The organism is Amycolatopsis suaedae (genome assembly GCF_004214935.1).
Taxonomy (GTDB): domain Bacteria; phylum Actinomycetota; class Actinomycetes; order Mycobacteriales; family Pseudonocardiaceae; genus Amycolatopsis; species Amycolatopsis suaedae.
In genome coordinates this window covers 188,974-204,308 of the sequence record NZ_SFCC01000009.1, presented here as the reverse complement: position 1 = coordinate 204,308, position 15,335 = coordinate 188,974, and the positions used below count along the sequence as shown (strand labels likewise).

General features: G+C 72.6%; 14 protein-coding genes and 1 pseudogene. 12 read left to right on the top strand and 3 right to left on the bottom strand.

The window, feature by feature from the left end:
* Nucleotides 1-22: 22 nt before the first annotated feature.
* From EWH70_RS19120 to EWH70_RS19075, 10 genes are all read left to right on the top strand, one after another.
* Nucleotides 23-700 carry a TetR/AcrR family transcriptional regulator gene (locus tag EWH70_RS19120; protein WP_240687065.1) on the top strand — a complete coding sequence of 226 codons (678 nt, stop codon included), beginning with the start codon at nt 23-25 and terminating at the stop codon, nt 698-700.
* Nucleotides 691-3,720: an ATP-binding protein gene (locus tag EWH70_RS19115; RefSeq protein WP_130476808.1), complete on the top strand. Its 3,030-nt coding sequence runs from the start codon at nt 691-693 to the stop codon at nt 3,718-3,720. The genes EWH70_RS19120 and EWH70_RS19115 overlap by 10 nt, the downstream gene beginning before the upstream one ends.
* Nucleotides 3,721-3,787: 67 nt before the next feature.
* On the top strand, nt 3,788-5,257 hold the full coding sequence (locus EWH70_RS19110; protein WP_130476807.1) for an MFS transporter: 1,470 nt from the start codon (nt 3,788-3,790) through the stop codon (nt 5,255-5,257).
* A gap of 11 nt (nt 5,258-5,268) precedes the next feature.
* Complete coding sequence (locus EWH70_RS19105; protein ID WP_130476806.1) at nt 5,269-5,466, top strand: ferredoxin; 198 nt, start codon at nt 5,269-5,271, stop codon at nt 5,464-5,466.
* Entirely contained in the window at nt 5,463-6,566 is a 1,104-nt protein-coding gene (locus tag EWH70_RS19100) for an NAD(P)/FAD-dependent oxidoreductase (protein ID WP_130476805.1), read from the top strand. The genes EWH70_RS19105 and EWH70_RS19100 overlap by 4 nt, the downstream gene beginning before the upstream one ends.
* Nucleotides 6,567-6,575: 9 nt before the next feature.
* Nucleotides 6,576-7,775, top strand: coding sequence for a cytochrome P450 (locus tag EWH70_RS19095; protein ID WP_130476804.1), 1,200 nt, complete (start codon nt 6,576-6,578; stop codon nt 7,773-7,775).
* Between the two features lie 73 nt (nt 7,776-7,848).
* On the top strand, nt 7,849-8,220 hold the full coding sequence (locus EWH70_RS19090) for a hypothetical protein (protein ID WP_130476803.1): 372 nt from the start codon (nt 7,849-7,851) through the stop codon (nt 8,218-8,220).
* Between the two features lie 51 nt (nt 8,221-8,271).
* Nucleotides 8,272-8,928 (top strand): DsbA family protein, encoded by a 657-nt coding sequence (locus EWH70_RS19085; RefSeq protein WP_130476802.1) that lies wholly within the window; start codon nt 8,272-8,274, stop codon nt 8,926-8,928.
* On the top strand, nt 8,925-9,482 hold the full coding sequence (locus tag EWH70_RS19080) for a vitamin K epoxide reductase family protein (protein ID WP_130476801.1): 558 nt from the start codon (nt 8,925-8,927) through the stop codon (nt 9,480-9,482). The genes EWH70_RS19085 and EWH70_RS19080 overlap by 4 nt, the downstream gene beginning before the upstream one ends.
* A 21-nt stretch (nt 9,483-9,503) precedes the next feature.
* Nucleotides 9,504-10,253, top strand: coding sequence for a phosphotransferase enzyme family protein (locus EWH70_RS19075; RefSeq protein ID WP_130476800.1), 750 nt, complete (start codon nt 9,504-9,506; stop codon nt 10,251-10,253).
* Here EWH70_RS19075 and EWH70_RS19070 read toward each other — a convergent pair.
* Both EWH70_RS19070 and EWH70_RS19065 read right to left on the bottom strand, forming a co-directional pair.
* On the bottom strand, nt 10,250-11,695 hold the full coding sequence (locus EWH70_RS19070) for an alpha/beta fold hydrolase (protein WP_130476799.1): 1,446 nt from the start codon (nt 11,693-11,695) through the stop codon (nt 10,250-10,252). The two genes, EWH70_RS19075 and EWH70_RS19070, sit on opposite strands and share 4 nt — an antisense overlap.
* Nucleotides 11,696-11,724: 29 nt before the next feature.
* Entirely contained in the window at nt 11,725-12,516 is a 792-nt protein-coding gene (locus EWH70_RS19065) for a carbon-nitrogen hydrolase family protein (RefSeq protein WP_130476798.1), read from the bottom strand.
* 26 nt (nt 12,517-12,542) lie between these two features.
* On the opposite strand from EWH70_RS19065, the gene EWH70_RS19060 reads away from it, so the two are divergent.
* Nucleotides 12,543-13,184: a GntR family transcriptional regulator gene (locus EWH70_RS19060; RefSeq protein ID WP_130476797.1), complete on the top strand. Its 642-nt coding sequence runs from the start codon at nt 12,543-12,545 to the stop codon at nt 13,182-13,184.
* On the opposite strand, the pseudogene EWH70_RS19055 reads toward EWH70_RS19060, so the two are convergent.
* Nucleotides 13,156-14,486, bottom strand: a pseudogene (locus tag EWH70_RS19055) (MFS transporter). The gene EWH70_RS19060 and the pseudogene EWH70_RS19055 sit on opposite strands and share 29 nt — an antisense overlap.
* A 109-nt stretch (nt 14,487-14,595) precedes the next feature.
* On the opposite strand from EWH70_RS19055, the gene EWH70_RS19050 reads away from it, so the two are divergent.
* Nucleotides 14,596-15,285, top strand: coding sequence for a DUF2848 domain-containing protein (locus EWH70_RS19050; RefSeq protein WP_130476962.1), 690 nt, complete (start codon nt 14,596-14,598; stop codon nt 15,283-15,285).
* Nucleotides 15,286-15,335 lie beyond the last annotated feature (50 nt).

Genomic DNA, 15,335 nt, shown 5'->3' with positions numbered 1-15,335 from the left:
GCCGGGACAGCATGATGGGACCGTGGCCCGTCCCAAGACCTCCACCGGCCGCACCGGCCGGCCGCCGGTGACCTCCCGCGAGCAGATCGTGGCCGTCGCCCGCGGGCTCATCGAGCAGGACGGCTGGGAGAAGCTGACCGTCCGCAAGCTGGCCGCCGAGATCGGCATCGGGGCGACGACCCTGTACCACCACGTGCGGGACAAGGACGACCTGGTGGTCCTGCTGGTCAACGACTACGCGGCGCAGATCGGCCGCCCGCCGCTGCCCGGCGACCCGCGTGAGCGCATCGTCGTGGCCGCCACGACGATGCACGACGTCCTCACGTCCTGGCCGTGGGCCGCGGAAGCCCTTGCCACCGACGGTTTTCTCGCCCGCGTCGACGAACCGGCGCTGTGGATGGTGGAGGCGATCCTGTCCGGCGCGATCGACCACGGCTGCACGCCCGAACAGGCCGTCCACGTCTTCCGCTGCCTCTGGTACTACACCGTCGGCGAGACCATCGTCCGCGCCCGCTCCGCGCCGCGGCGGCGGGAATGGGAGCAGGCCACCGAGCGCGAACCCCTGTTCGGCCACGTCGACACCGCACGGATCCCGCACCTGGCCGCCATCGGCCAGCGCTGGGGCGAGTGGGCGGGCAAGGACAACTACGCCGAGGGGCTGCGGGCCTTCGTCGACGGGCTGCTGGCGCGATGCGGGTAGCGCTGCTCGGGCCGGTCCGGGTCCTCGACGACACGGACTCGCCGGTCGACGTCAGGGGTGCCCGCTTGCGCATGCTGGCGGCCCGGCTGGCGCTGGCAGGCGGCGCCCCGGTGCCCGCCGACACGCTGGTCGCCGACCTGTGGGGAACGCGGCCGCCCGCCGACGCGGCCGGCGCCCTGCACGCCCTGGTGTACCGGCTTCGCCGGGCGCTGGGCGGGGCCGGGACGGTGGAGTCGGCCGGCACCGCCTACCGGCTCGCGGTGGATCCGCCGGACGTCGACGCGTACCGGTTCGAGGACCTGGTCGCCCGGGCCGGGCGCGAGCCACGGCAGGCGAGCGAGCTGCTCGGGCAGGCACTGCGGCTGTGGCGCGGTCCCGCACTGGCCGACGTCGGCGAGGCGCCGTTCGCGGCCGCGGCCGCCGCCCGGCTGGACGAGCTGCGTGTCGCGGCCGTCGAGGACCGGTTCGAGGCCGAGCTACTCGCGGGACGGCACGGCGAGATCCTGGCCGACCTGGAGGCGGCGACCAGGGAACATCCGCTGCGGGAACGCCTCGCCGGGCTGCGGATGCGTGCCCTGCACGCCGCCGGACGGCAGTCGGAGGCGCTGGCCGTCTACGAGCAGGTCCGGACCACCCTCGCCGGCGAGCTGGGCGTGGATCCCGGCAAGGACCTGCGGGAGGCTCACCTCGCCGTGGTGCGTGGCGAGGTGAGCCGCGCGGCGCCGGGGCGGCTGCCCGCGCGGCTGACCACGTTCGTCGGCCGCGACGACGAACTGGCACTGCTGGCGGAACTGCTGGAGCGGTCCCGGCTGGTCACCGTCGCAGGCCCCGGCGGGGCAGGCAAGACCCGGCTGGCCGTCGAGGCGATGTCCCGGAAGCCGCGGGACCGGACCTGGTTCGTGCCGCTGACCGACGACGACGTGCCCGGCGCGATCCTCGGTGTGCTCAGCTCGCCGGACGCACCCCGGCCCACCCGGGCCGACCCGGTGGACCGGGTGGCCGAGCTGCTCGGCGGCGGCCCGGCCACGCTGATCCTGGACAACGCCGAGCAGGTCGCCGAAGCGGTCGCGCGGTACGCGACGCGGCTGCTGGAACGCCTGCCACGGCTGACGATCCTGGTCACCAGCAGGGAGTCGCTCGACGTCGTCGGCGAGGCACTGTGCCGCCTGCGCCCGCTGGCTCCGCCGGCCGCCGCGCGGCTGTTCCTCGACCGGGCCCGCGCGGTCCGGCCCGGGCTGGAGCTCGACGAGGCGGGCGTCGCGGACATCTGCCGTCGCCTGGACGGGCTGCCGCTGGCGCTGGAACTGGCGGCTGCCCGGCTGCGCTCGATGGACGCCGGCGCGCTGGCCGCCGGGCTGGACGACTGGTTCCGGCTGCTCAGCTCGGGAAACCGCGGCGCGCAGCCACGGCAGCGCACGCTGCACGCGGTGATCGACTGGAGCTGGAACCTGCTGGACGAGGAGGAGCGGACGCTGGCGCGACGGCTGTCGGTCTTCCCCGGCACGTTCGGCGTCACCGCGGCGGAGCGGATCTGCGCGGACCGGAGCGTGCCGCCGTCCGACGTCGCCTACGTCCTGGGTTCACTTGTCGACAAGTCGATCATCGAGCTGGAGTCCGGCCGGTACCGGATGCTGCGGACCATCCGGGACTTCGCCGACCGCGAGCTCGGCCCGGATCGCGCGGCCGTCCGCGAGGCGTACGTGGCGCACTTCGCCGCGCTGGCCGCCGAGCACGACCCGCTGCTGCGGGGCGAGCGGCAGGATGCCGCGCTGACGGTCTTCGAGTCCGAGTACGACAACCTCGTGCACGCCCTGCACCTGGCACTGGCCGGCGGCGCCGCCGGGCCCGCGGTCGCACTGCTCGGGCCGCTGTACTGGTACTGGAACACCGTGCACCACGACGCGCGCGACGTCTCCTTCGTGGCGCGGCTGCTGGAACTGGGCGACGCCCTGCCCGCCGACGCCCGTGCCGCCTTCACCGCCGTGCACCTGCTGTCCGGCTCCGCGGAGCCCGAGGCCGGAGCCGTGCGGGCGGTGATCGAGGACTGCCTGCGTACCGAGGCGTCGCGGCGCTTCCCGATCCTGCTGGTGATGATCCTGCCCGGCGGGTACCTGTCCGGCCTCGACGACCTCGTCGCACGGGAGATCGCGCAGATCCGCGCCCGGCCGGACCGGTGGGCTCGCGGCTGCACCTACCTGGCCGAGGGGTTCGCCGCGTACGACCGCGGTGACTGGCGCACCGTCGAGGCGTGCTGCGAGCAGGCGGTCCGGGAGTTCGAGGCGGCCGGCGACCGGCTGATGACGGCGATGACGCTGGGCGGTTCGGCACGGGTGTACTCCCTGCGCGGCGAGCACGAGCACGCGATCGCCGCGTACGAACGCGGCGTCGCGCTGATCCGCAGGACCGATCCCAGCCATCTGCTCGCGCTGGCGCTGGAACGGATGCGTGGCGGCGACCTGCCCGGCGCCCGGCGGGACGTCGACGAGGCGACCCGGGCCGCACACGAGTACGGGCAGTCCCATCTGGTGGCCCAGTGCCTGGTCGTGCTGGCGGACTGGCAGCGGCGGGCGGGCGACCCCGGAGGGTGCGAGCGGACGCTGGCGGAACTCGAGGAACTCACCGGCACCGACGCCGCGCTGGGCACCGCGGTCGAGGGCCAGCTCGTCGCCGTGCGGATCGCGAACCTGCTCGCCACCGGCGACGCGAGCGGGGCCAGGGCGTTGCTGCCCAGGGCCGTCCGGGCCTGGCTGTCCTACCGGGACGGTGCCCCGGCGGCGCAGGCACTGGCCGCAATCCTGCTGCTGGAGGGCGACCCGGCCGGTGCCGCCACGGCACTGGGGATGAGCCAGGTCATCCGGGGCACGTACGACCACGGCGACCCGGAGCTGCGCGCGCTCGCCGGCGAGCTGGCCTCCCGCCTCGGCGAGGCCGCCTACCGCGAGGCGTTCGACGCCGGCGCCGCCCTCCCCCGCGAGGACGCGCTCGACCGCCTCACGAGCCAGGCGCCGCCGGGGCGCTGACAGCGACGGCGCGGCGTGTAAGCCGGCTATCAGGGAGCCGTCACCGGCGGTCGGCATCGTCGCCGGCGTGACAACCCAACGAGATCCCCGACGTTGGCTGATCCTGGTCGTGCTCTGCCTGAGCACGCTGGTGCTGACGATCGACAACCAGGTCCTCACGGTGGCCATCCCGGCACTGATCCAGGACCTGGGTGCCGACGCCCAGGACATCCAGTGGATCACCAACTCCTACATCCTGGCGATGGCCGGACTGCTGCTCACCGCGGGCAGCCTCTCCGACCGGTACGGCAGACGGCGCGTGATGGTCATCGGCCTCGCGTTGTTCGGGCTGGCGTCGCTGACGGCGACCTGGGCAAGCGACCCCGGACAGCTGATCGCCTGCCGTGCGCTGATGGGCGTTGGCGCCGCACTGATCATGCCGAGCACGCTGTCGATCCTGATCACGGTGTTCGACGACGAGGAGCGGCGCAAGGCCACCTCGGCGTGGTCGGCAGTGGCTATGCTCGGCCTGGTCGGCGGCCCGATCCTCGGCGGCGTCCTGGTCACCGAGTTCGGCTGGGCCTCGGTGTTCCTGGTCAACGTCCCGATCGCCGGGCTGGCGATCGCCGCCGCACTGGCGCTGATGCCCGAGTCCCGCGCGCCGGCCCGCAAGGCCGACCTGCTCGGCACCGCGCTGTCCGTGCTGGGCCTGATCGCGCTGGTCTGGGCGATCATCGACCTGCCGGTGACCGGCCTCGGTGACGCGGTGACGCTGGTCAAGCTGGCCGTCGCCGTGCTGTGCCTGCTGCTGTTCGAAATCCGGCAGTCCACAGCGGACTCCCCGATGGTGCCGCTGGCGTTGTTCCGCGACCGCGACTTCACCGGCGGCAGCTTCGCACTCGTACTGACCCAGATCGGGCTGGCCGGGCTCGTCCTGGCGCTGACGCAGTACCTGCAGTTCGTGCTCGGCTACACGCCGACCGAGGCCGGTGCGGCGCTGGCGCCCATGGCCGTCGTGACGATCGTGACCAACCTCGCCGGCGCCGCGCTCGGCCAGAAGGTCAGCAACCGGATCCTGGCGGCCGCCGGCCTGACGATCGTCGCTGCCGGGTTCGGGATGCTGGGCACCCTGTCCGTGGGCAGCGGTTTCGTGACGGTCGTGGCCACGCTGGCGTTGTTCGGGATCGGCGCCGGGCTGGCGCAGCCCGCGGCCATCGCCGCGTTGATGGGCGCGGTGCCGGAGGAGTACGCCGGGGTCGGCTCCGCGGTCAACGACACCATGCAGCAGGCCGGTGCCGCACTCGGCGTGGCCATCCTCGGCAGCGTGCTCGCCGGTGGCTACACCGCCGCGATGCCCGAGGACACCGCCGAGCGGGCCAGGGCCTCGATCGGTGACGCACTCGCACTGGGCGATCCCGGTGTCACGCGGGCGGCGCGGGAGGCGTTCGCGTCCGCCATGTCGGCCACCGGCTGGATCACCGCCGGACTGGTGCTCGCCGCGGCCCTGGTCGCACTGCTGGTCATGAAGAAGCGCACGCCCGTACCCGTGCCCGCCTGAAGGAGGAACCGATGAAGGTGACCGTTGTGCCGGACAGGTGCGTCGGTGGCGGCCACTGCGCACTCGCCGCGCCCGAGGTCTTCGACCAGGACGACGACGGCATGGTCGTCGTGCTCGACGCGGACCCGGGGCCGGGACAGCACGACGCGGCCCGGGAGGCCGCGATGCTCTGCCCGACCGCGGCCATCGTGCTCCGGGAGGAGGCATGATCCCGTCGGATGTTCTGATCATCGGAGCGTCGGTCGGGGGACTGACCGTGGCCGAGGCGTTGCGGCACAAGGGATTCCGCGGCCGGATCCGGATCGTCGGCGACGAGCCGCATCCGCCCTACGACCGCCCGCCGCTGTCGAAGGAGATCCTGACCGGGAAGGCGCCGGCCGGACCGCCGGTCCTGCGGACCCCGGGCCGGCTCGACGCGCTGGACGCGAAGTGGCTGCTCGGCAGGCGAGCCGTTCGCCTCCGGCACGACACCCGCGTGGTCGAACTCGACGACGGCCGCGCACTGTCCTACGACGTCCTCGTCATCGCCACCGGCAGCATGGCGAAACCACACGGCACGGCCCGCACGCTGCGCACCGTCGACGACGCGCTGGCCCTGCGCGCGGAGCTGCACACCGCCCGCCACGTGGCGGTGCTCGGCGCGGGCGTGCTCGGCTGTGAGGTCGCGGCCGCCGCACGGACGCTGGGCAGGCGGGTGACGCTGATCGGCCGGGAGCCGGTGCCGATGGCAGGCAGACTCGGACCCACGCTCGGCGCGTACCTGGCCGACCTGCACCGCGACCGCGGCGTGCGGCTGCGCACGGGCAGCGACACCGGTGACGCGGACCTCGTCGTGGCGGCCGTCGGCTCCGAACCGGCGACCGGCTGGCTCGACAACAGCGGCCTGCGCATCGACGACGGGGTCCGCTGTGACTCACACCTGCGGGCGGCCCCGAGCGTGTACGCGGTCGGCGACGTCGCCAGATGGTCAGATCATCCCGATGATGTAGGCATCCGACTGGAAACCCGGACCAACGCTACCGAACAGGGACTGGTCGCCGCCGCCAACATCCTCGGCGCCGACCGGCTCTACCGGCCGGTTCCGTATTTCTGGACCGAACAGTACGAAATCCGGATCCAGGTCCACGGGGTCGTCACCCCGCACGCCCGGATCCGCGTCGTCGACGGCGACCTCCGCCTCGGCCGGTTCCTCGCACTGGCCGAGGCCGACGGCACGACCACGGCCGCGATCGGCTGGAACCACCCGCTCGGCGTCCGGCAGGCACACCGCCTGCTCCGCGGCGACCTCACGACCACCCGCAACCGATAGGAGACCACCATGTTCACCGAACTCGAACTGCTGTTCCAGCGTGCCCCCGAGCACCCGTTCCGCCTGCCGGAGGCGATCCGGCGGCTGCGCGACACCCCGATGGTGCCGATGCGTTATCCCGACGGGCACGTGGGCTGGCTGGTGACCGGGCACGAGGAGTCCAGGACCCTGCTCGCCCACCCCGCGATGAGCAACCGCTACGAGCTGATGCACCCGCCGCTGCCGGGCTTCACCGAGGCGCTGCCGCCCGCGCCGGTCGGCGACTTCCTCGGCCTCGACGCACCGGAGCACACCCGCTTCCGCAGGCTGCTGGCCGGCAAGTTCACCGCGCGCCGGATGCGGCTGCTGACCGAGCAGGTGCGGCTGGTCACCGAGGAGCGGCTGGCGGTGCTGGCCGAGCACGGGCCGCCCGCCGACCTGGTCGAGCTCTACGCCCGGCCGATCCCGGCGCTGGTGATCTGCGAGCTGCTCGGCGTGCCCGGCTCGGACCGGGAGGCCTTCCAGGAGGCGGTCAACAAGGCCACCTTGCACAGTGACGACACCAGCGCCGACAACATCATGGCCGCCTGGCAGGAGCTGCAGGGCTACCTCGACGAGCACGTCAAGGCCAAGCGCGCCAACCCCACCGACGACGTGCTCAGCGAGCTGACCACCAGCGACCTCAGCCATGCCGAACTCACCGGTGTCGGCACGTTCCTGCTGGGCGCCGGCCTGCACACCACCGCCAGCGTCATCAGCATGGCCACCTTCGCCCTGCTGCTGCACCCGGAGCAACTGGCCGCGGTGCGCGACAACCCGGAGCTGGCCGACGGCGCCGTCGAGGAACTGGTGCGCTACACCGGGATCGGGCCGGTCACCATGCGCTGTGCGCTGGAGGACATCCGGCTCGGCGAGCACACGGTCACGGCGGGCCAGACCGTCTCCTTCTCCTTCGACGCGGCCAACCGCGACCCCCGCAGGTACACCGACCCCGACGAGCTGGACGTGCGCCGCGACGCCGCCGGGCACCTGACCTTCGCCCACGGCGTCCACCAGTGCCTCGGCCAGCACCTGGCCAGGACCGAGCTGCGGATCGCGCTGCCCGCCCTGCTGAACCGCTTCCCCACCCTGGAGCTGGCGGTGCCGGCGCGGGACATCCGGATGCGCACCGACACCAACGTGTACGGCATCGACGCCCTGCCGCTCACCTGGCAAGCCGGATCGGCGTGACCGGCGAGGCTGGTGTGGTGACCTCGATGCCGATTCACATCCATCCCACAGCGACGGTTCCTAGAATCACCGCGTGTCCCGGACGACGTTCACGCCGCTGCGCCTGGCGCGGCTCGTCGTCGTCCTCGGGGTGCTGATCGGCCTCGCGCTGATGCAGGGGTCGGGCTGCCGCGCCGACATCCCCGGCTACGGCTCCACCGCGCCCTGCCCGGTCTCCGCCGTGTACGACCTCTCGGACACCGCCGACTCGCCGCACGACACCCCGGGCGGCGTGCTCGGCGCGTGCCTGACCGTGCTCGTGACGTTGCTGGGCGCGGTCCTGCTCACCTCGCGTGGCCCGGGAAGCACCGCGATCCTGATCGGGCCCGCGCCGTCCCGGCGCGGGTCACCCGCGCCCGCCGCACGGATACCCGACCAGGCCAGCCTCTGCGTGCTGCGCACCTGATCCGTCTCATCGCCCCCATTTCACCCTGTTCCCACGTGAAAGCGATGAGACATGACCGCGAACACCAAGATCTCCCTGACCGTGCTCGGCGTCGTCGCCGTGGTGGTCACCGCACTGATCCTGTTCACCCGCTCCGATCCGCCCGCCCAGCAGCAGCCCGCACCGCAGGCCGCGCCTGCCTCGGTTCTGGTCCGGCCCAACAGCCATCGACTGTCCACAAGCGACGGCAAGGTGACCGTCGTGGAGTTCCTCGACTTCGAGTGTGAGTCCTGCCGCGCCGCCTACCCGGCCGTGGAGAAGCTGCGTGCCGACTACGCCGGCAAAGTCACCTTCGTCCTGCGTTACTTCCCGGTGCCCAGCCACGTCAACGCCGAACTGGCCGCGCGCGCCGTGGAGGCCGCGAGCCAGCAGGGCAAGCTCGAACCGATGTACAAGCGGATGTTCGAGACCCAGCAGCAGTGGGGTAACCAGCAGGTCGAGCACCGCGAAACCTTCCTCGGCTTCGCCCGCGACCTCGGCCTGGACATGACCGCGTTCCAGGCCGCGCTGGACTCGCCCGCCACCGCCGAACGCGTCCTGGCCGACCGGGCCGACGGTGTCGACGCCGGCGTACGCGGCACGCCGACGTTCTTCGTCAACGGCGTGAAGTTCACCGGCGGCGGGTACGACGCCCTCAAGGCCGCCATCGACGCGGAGCTGGCCAAGTGACCGGCCGCCTGCTGCCGTGGATCCTCACGATCGGCGGCCTGATCGGGCTGACCGCCGCGGGGACACTGACTGTCGAGAAGCTGGCGCTGCTGCGCGAACCCGACTACATCCCCACGTGCAGCATCGACCCGGTGCTCAGCTGCGGATCGATCATGAGCACACCGCAGGCCGAGGTGTTCGGATTTCCCAATCCCCTGCTCGGCATCGCGGGCTTCGCCGTCGTCACCACCGTGGGTGCCGCACTGTTCGCCGGCGCCCGGTTCGCGCGCTGGTTCTGGCTCGGCCTGCAGGCCGGGACCACCCTGGGCGTGTTGTTCGTGCACTGGCTGATCTACCAGAGCCTCTACGACATCGGCGCGCTGTGCCCGTACTGCATGGTCGTCTGGGCGGTCACCATCCCGGTGTTCTGGTACACCACGCTGCACAACTTCGGCGACCGGCCCGGCCTGCGCGTACTCGCCCGCTATCACACGGTCGTGCTGTTGGCCTGGTACCTGGTCATCGCGGCGGCCGTGCTCCAGGCGTTCTGGACCTACTGGACGACCGTGTTCTAGTGCGTCTGCGACGATAGGCCGGTGGGCTGGGAGGCACTGAAACTGTGGGGCGACGACGTCGTTCGCGTCGAACCGCTGACCGGCGGGGTGGGCCTCAACGAGGTGTGGAGCGTGCGCGTCGGCGGGCGCCTCGCGGTCGCCCGGCTCGGCCGGCGCGGTGACGCCGACCTCGCGTGGGAAACCGGCCTGTTACGCCACCTGGACCGTGCGGGGATGCCGGTACCGGTGCCGATCCCGGCCACCGACGGCAGGCTCTTCGCCGACGGCCTGGTGGTGATGACCCATGTCGCGGGCGGACCGCCGGAGACCGAAGCCGACTGGCGCCGCGTCGCCGGGACACTGCGCCGGCTGCATCGGCTCACGCTGGGCTGGCCCCAGCGCCCGGGCTGGCGATCGTCGGCCGACCTCCTGCACGCAGAGACCGGAACGCGGGTCGACCTCCGCGCGATGCCGCCCGAGGGTGTCGCTCGATGCCGGGCGGCGTGGGCGCGGATCACCGGCCGTGCCACGTGCGTGGTCCACGGCGACCCCAACCCGCGCAACATCCGCATGACCGCGGACAGCGTCACGTTGATCGACTGGGACGAGGCGCACGTCGACGTCGCAGACCTCGACCTGGCGCTGCCGCACGACGCGGCCGGGCTCGGCGACGAGGACTACGACGTCGCCGCGCAGGCGCGGGCCGCCTGGGAGGCCGCCGTGTGCTGGGACCCCACCGGGACCGACCCGTTCGCGGCCCAGCGGCTCGCCGAGGTCCGGGCGATTTCCTAGTTCGGCGGGAGCTGCCCGGGGCAACGGGTACCGGCGGGCGGCAGGGTCCCGTCGGTCAGGTACCGGTTGACGTGACCGGTCAGGCAGGTGTTGCCGAAGAAGTACGCGGCGTGCCCGTCGTCGTGCCACAGCACCCGCGAGCCCGGCAGCTGCCGGGCGACCCTGGCGGCACCCAGGTTCGGCGTGTTGTTGTCCAGTTCCCCGATCCCCACCAGCACGGGCGGCAGGCCCGGCGTGTGCAGCGGCCGCGGCGGATAGCTCGGCTCACCCGCGACACCTGCGCACCGGCCCAGCTCGAACCGAACCTTGAGCCAGCCTGCCCTGGGGACCAGGCGGCGCAGCCGTTCCTCCATGGCCATCGCGTCGCGGTAGCCGATCGGGGCGGGCATGAAGTCGTGGCAGTTGGACACCCTGCCCACGGTCCCGGGACCGCTGCCCACCTCGCCTCCGGCGAGCCGGGGATTGGTGAGGAAGTCGCCGGCGTCACCGGCCTGGGCCTTCGTCAGCGCCCGCGCGAAGTCCGGCCACACCGGCGGGTTCATCCCCGCGACGACGCCGACCCGCAGCTGCGCGAGGTCGACCGTCCTGCCGGGCCCCGCGCCGGGCGCGGGCAGCGGTGCACGCTCGGCGGCCCGCAGCAGGTCGTCGATCGCCCTGTCCCTCCCTTGTGGACAGAAGGGTCGGCCCGCGCACCAGTCCCGGAAGCGGCTCAGGTGCCGCTCCTGCGTCACGACCACGCTGCGCAGCCAGGACTCCAGCCGCGGCTGGGTGTGGTCGGCGACGCCGTCGAGGTACATCCGCCCGACCCGCCGGGGGAACAGGCGGGCGTAGGCCTGGCCGTAGACCGTCCCGTACGAGTTGCCGAAATACCGCAGCCGGTCCTCGCCGAGGGCGGCCCGGATGGCGTCCATGTCGTGGGCGACCTGCTTGGCCGTCAGTCCCCGGAACGCCGGTCCCGCGGCCTGCCGGCAGCCGGCGTCGTAGGCCGCGTTGCGCTCGGCGTGCTGGTTCCAGCCTGCCTCGTCGCGCACCCGGATCAGCAGGTCCTGGTCCGGGTCGCGCACCGGGCAGGTGATCACCGTGCCGTTGTCCGGCGTGCCCAGCCCGCGCGGGTCGAACACCACGATGTCGAACCGCTCGTTCAACGCCGCCAGCGACGGCGGCAGCGGGTTGCGCAGGATCCCCGTGCTGTTGCCGGGACCGCCCAGGTTGACGAGCACGGAACCGGCGCGGGCGGCGGCATCACGCGCCGGCCTGCGCTCGACGTTGACTCGGATGTTGTCACCATCCGGATGATCCCAGTCCACCGGTGCCGTGAGCACGGCACACTGCCGCTCCGGCCCGCAGTCCACCCAGGACAGTCCGGTGGCGGCGTCCGCAGGAGCCACCGTGGTGGCCGTCAGCAGCAGGGCCGCCGCGGCGAGCGTCGTTCGTGTCCGCATCGTGCGGTGCACGATACCGGCGGGGCGGCTCAGAAGCGGCGGTTCGCCAGCACCGGGTTGGTCCGCCTGGCCGCGGCGACCTGCTCGGGGTCGATGTCGGCCAGCAGCAACCCCGGCTCCCGGCCCAGCTGACGCACCGTCGTCCCGGCCGGGCCCGCGACCACGCTGGCCCCGATTCCGGACGGCACGCCCTTGGGCGCGGTCCGCCCGGCCGTCTGCGGGTCGGCCTGGTCGCAGGCGGCGACGAACGCGGCGCAGTCCAGTGCCCTGGCCCGCACCAGCAGGTCCCACTGCTCTCGCTTGCCCGGTCCGGCTCCCCACGACGCGGGCACCACGACCAGCTCGGCACCCTCGTCGCCGAGCCGCTGGAACAGGCCGGCGAACCGCAGGTCGTAGCAGGTGGCCAGGCCGACGGTGACGCCGTCGACCTCGACGGTCACCAGCCTGTCCCCCGGCGCCACGGTGTCGGACTCGGCGAAGCCGAAGGCGTCGAAGAGGTGGATCTTGTCGTAGTGGTCCTCCACGCCGCCGCCGGTCGCCAGCAGCGTGTTGTGTACACGACCGTCTTCGGATGGCGTGAACATCCCGATGATCACTGTCACGCCGGCGTCCCCGGCGATCTCCCTGACCCGGGTCGCCCACGGCCCGTCGAGTGGTTCGGCGACCGGCCGCAGCGACACGCCGAACCGGCACTGGGTGGCCTCCGGGAACACGACCAGCCGCGCACCCCGTTCGGCGGCCTCGGTGACCTGGTCCGCGACCAGGTCGAGGTTCTCCTTCGGGTCAGCGGTCGCGGCGATCTGGGCCAGTGCGATCCTCATCGTGTCTCCCCGTGTATACGTTGTGTATGGGTTCGTCGAAAGAGTCCGGACGGGACCGCGCACTCCACTACCTGCGCGAGACCGTACTGGTGGATCCCGAAGTGCAGGGAACCTTCCTCAACGAGGCCGAACTCGCCACCCGGATCGGAGTGTCCCGCACCCCGGTCCGCGAGGCACTGCTGCTGCTGGTCGCCGACGGCCTGGTGGAGATGCTGCCCAGCCGCGGCGCCTACGTTCCGCCGATGACCGGCAGGCAGATCCGGGAACTGATGGAGCTGCGTGCCGTCCTGGAGCGCCACGCCGCCGCGGTCACGCTGGCGGCGGGCACCGTGCCGCTGGCCGCGATGCGCGAGGCACTGGAGGAACAGCGGGTACTGGCCGAGGCTGGTGACGACCCGACGTTGTTCATCGAGCTGGACATGCGGTTCCACCAGGCACTCGTCGACGCCACCGGCAACGCGTTGCTCGCGCAGACCTACGCCGGGCTGCGGGTCCGGCAGCGCCGGGTCGGCGTGACGGCCCTGTTCCGCACCGCCGACCGGCAACGCTCGGTCTGCGCGGAGCACGGCAGGATCGTGGACGCGCTGGACGCGGGTGACGCGGCGGCGGCCGCGGCGGCGATCGACGAGCATCTCCGGCTCACCGAGCGGGTGCTGCTGCAGGCCTGACCTCGACGTAGGCCTCGTCCTCGGTGTGGTCGGGGTCGCGGCCCAGCCACAGCCCGGTCAGCGTCAGCAGGCAGGCGACGCCGAGGTAGCCGGCCACCGGGACCCAGCTGCCGAACCCGCTGTCCAGCGCCGCGAACGCCAGCGGCGCGACCGCACCGCCGGCCACGCCCGCGATCGTGTACGCGAGCGAACTGCCGGTGTAACGCAGCCGGGGCGAGAACTGCTCGGTCACGAACGCGGCCTGCGGGCCGTACATGAACGAGTGCAACGCGAGTCCCACGGCGACGCCGAGCACGAGCAGCCCGAACGAGCCCGAGCCGATCATCGGGAAGAACACGAACACCCACACCACGCTGCCCGCGGCGGCGACGGTGTAGAGCAGCCGCCGGTTCACCCGGTCCGACAGCGCTCCGGCCAGCGGGATGGTGAACAACTGCAGCGCCGACGCGATGAGGATCGCGCCGAGCACCTCGGACCGGGAGAAGCCGAGCCGGGTGGTCGAGTAGGTCAGGACGAACACGGTGAACAACGCGTAGACGACGTCCGGCCCGATCCGGCTCAGCACCGCCGCGGCCAGCGCACGGCGTTCGGTGGCGAACACCTCGCGCACCGGCGCCGACGGCCGCTCCCCCGACTCGGCGATCGCCTTGAACACCGGGGTGTCCTCCAGCTTCAGCCGGATCCACAACCCGAATCCGATCAGGACGGCGGACAGCAGGAACGCGACCCGCCAGCCCCAGTCTAGGAACTGCTCGCCGGTCAGCACCAGCGTCAGCAGTGCCAGCACGCCGTTGGACAGCAGGTTGCCAGCGGGCGGGCCGACCTGCGCGGCCGACGCCCAGAAGCCTCGTCGCCGGGGATCGCCGAACTCGCTGGACAGCAGCACGGCGCCACCCCACTCGCCGCCGACGCCCACGCCCTGGGCGAACCGCAGCAGCACCAGGATGATCGGCGCGGCGACGCCGATCGTGTCGTAGGCGGGCAGCAGTCCGATGAGGAACGTGGCGACGCCGATCAGCACCAGCGTGGCGACGAGCACCTGCTTGCGGCCGATGACGTCGCCGAGCCTGCCGAACACGATGCCGCCGACCGGGCGGGACACGTAGCCGACCGCGTAGGTGGAGAACGCGAGCAGCAGCCCGGTCAGCGGATCGGAGGCGGGGAGAACAACTGCGGGAACACCAGGGCGGCCGCCGCCGAGTAGACGGCGAAGTCGTACCACTCCAGCGATGTTCCGGACAGGCTGGCCAGGAACGCCCGCCGCAGGTCACGGCGGTCGACTGCCTGGGTATGTGGGGACATCGCTGGCTCCCTGTAGCTGTCGGTTCTGGTTGGCGCGCCCTTATACTTGCTGTATACACAGTGTGTGCGCAAGTCCGCGTACTCCCCGCGACCACCGGAGGTCCTTTCCGTGACGCTCGACCTGACCCTGCCCGACGGCACCACCCGATCGACCGTCGTCCGCCGCGTGTTCAACGCCGGCTACGCCGGCCGTGCGCAGGAGGAGGTCGCCGCACACGTCGCCGAGCTGGCCGAGCTGGGGGTGCCCGCGCCGTCGGCCGTCCCGGCCCTCTACCCGGTCGCGCCCTACCTCGCCACCCAGACCGGCCAGGTGCCCGCACAGCACGACCGGACGTCCGGCGAGGCGGAGTGGGCGATCGTGATCGACGACGACGTCGACGACCCGCTGCTCACCGTCGCCTGCGACCACACCGACCGCGCGCTGGAGGTGCACGGCGTCGCCTGGAGCAAGAACGCGAGCCCGGACGTCCTCGGCACCTCGGCGTGGCGGCTGGCCGACGTCGCCGACCGGCTCGACGACATCCGGCTGCGGGCGTGGGTCCGGCACGGCGGCGCCGAACCGGAACTGATCCAGGACGCCACCCTCGGCGATCTGCTGCCCCCGAAGTACTGGCTGGACGTGCTGCGCGAGCGCGGCTGGCTGGTCCCCGGCACCGTGCTGCTGTCCGGCACGGTGCGGATGCTGGAGGGGGCCGACCAATTCGCCGACGCCTGGCGGGCCGAACTGCACGATCCCGCGACCGGCGCGACGATCGCGGTCTCCTACGAGGTGGACCGGCTTCCCGATCCGATCGGCTGATTCCGGCGAAAGCGGCGTGCGCGCGACCGGGAGGCGGCATACTCCACTGG

Bases quoted from the DNA above. Each gene is read 5' to 3' on its own strand.
- EWH70_RS19070 (WP_130476799.1), bottom strand. From the start codon at position 11,695: ATGCGGACACGAACGACGCTCGCCGCGGCGGCCCTGCTGCTGACGGCC.
- EWH70_RS19065 (WP_130476798.1), bottom strand. From the start codon at position 12,516: ATGAGGATCGCACTGGCCCAGATCGCCGCGACCGCTGACCCGAAGGAG.
- EWH70_RS19105 (WP_130476806.1), top strand. From the start codon at position 5,269: ATGAAGGTGACCGTTGTGCCGGACAGGTGCGTCGGTGGCGGCCACTGC.
- EWH70_RS19095 (WP_130476804.1), top strand. From the start codon at position 6,576: ATGTTCACCGAACTCGAACTGCTGTTCCAGCGTGCCCCCGAGCACCCG.
- EWH70_RS19060 (WP_130476797.1), top strand. From the start codon at position 12,543: ATGGGTTCGTCGAAAGAGTCCGGACGGGACCGCGCACTCCACTACCTG.
- EWH70_RS19085 (WP_130476802.1), top strand. From the start codon at position 8,272: ATGACCGCGAACACCAAGATCTCCCTGACCGTGCTCGGCGTCGTCGCC.
- EWH70_RS19100 (WP_130476805.1), top strand. From the start codon at position 5,463: ATGATCCCGTCGGATGTTCTGATCATCGGAGCGTCGGTCGGGGGACTG.
- EWH70_RS19115 (WP_130476808.1), top strand. From the start codon at position 691: ATGCGGGTAGCGCTGCTCGGGCCGGTCCGGGTCCTCGACGACACGGAC.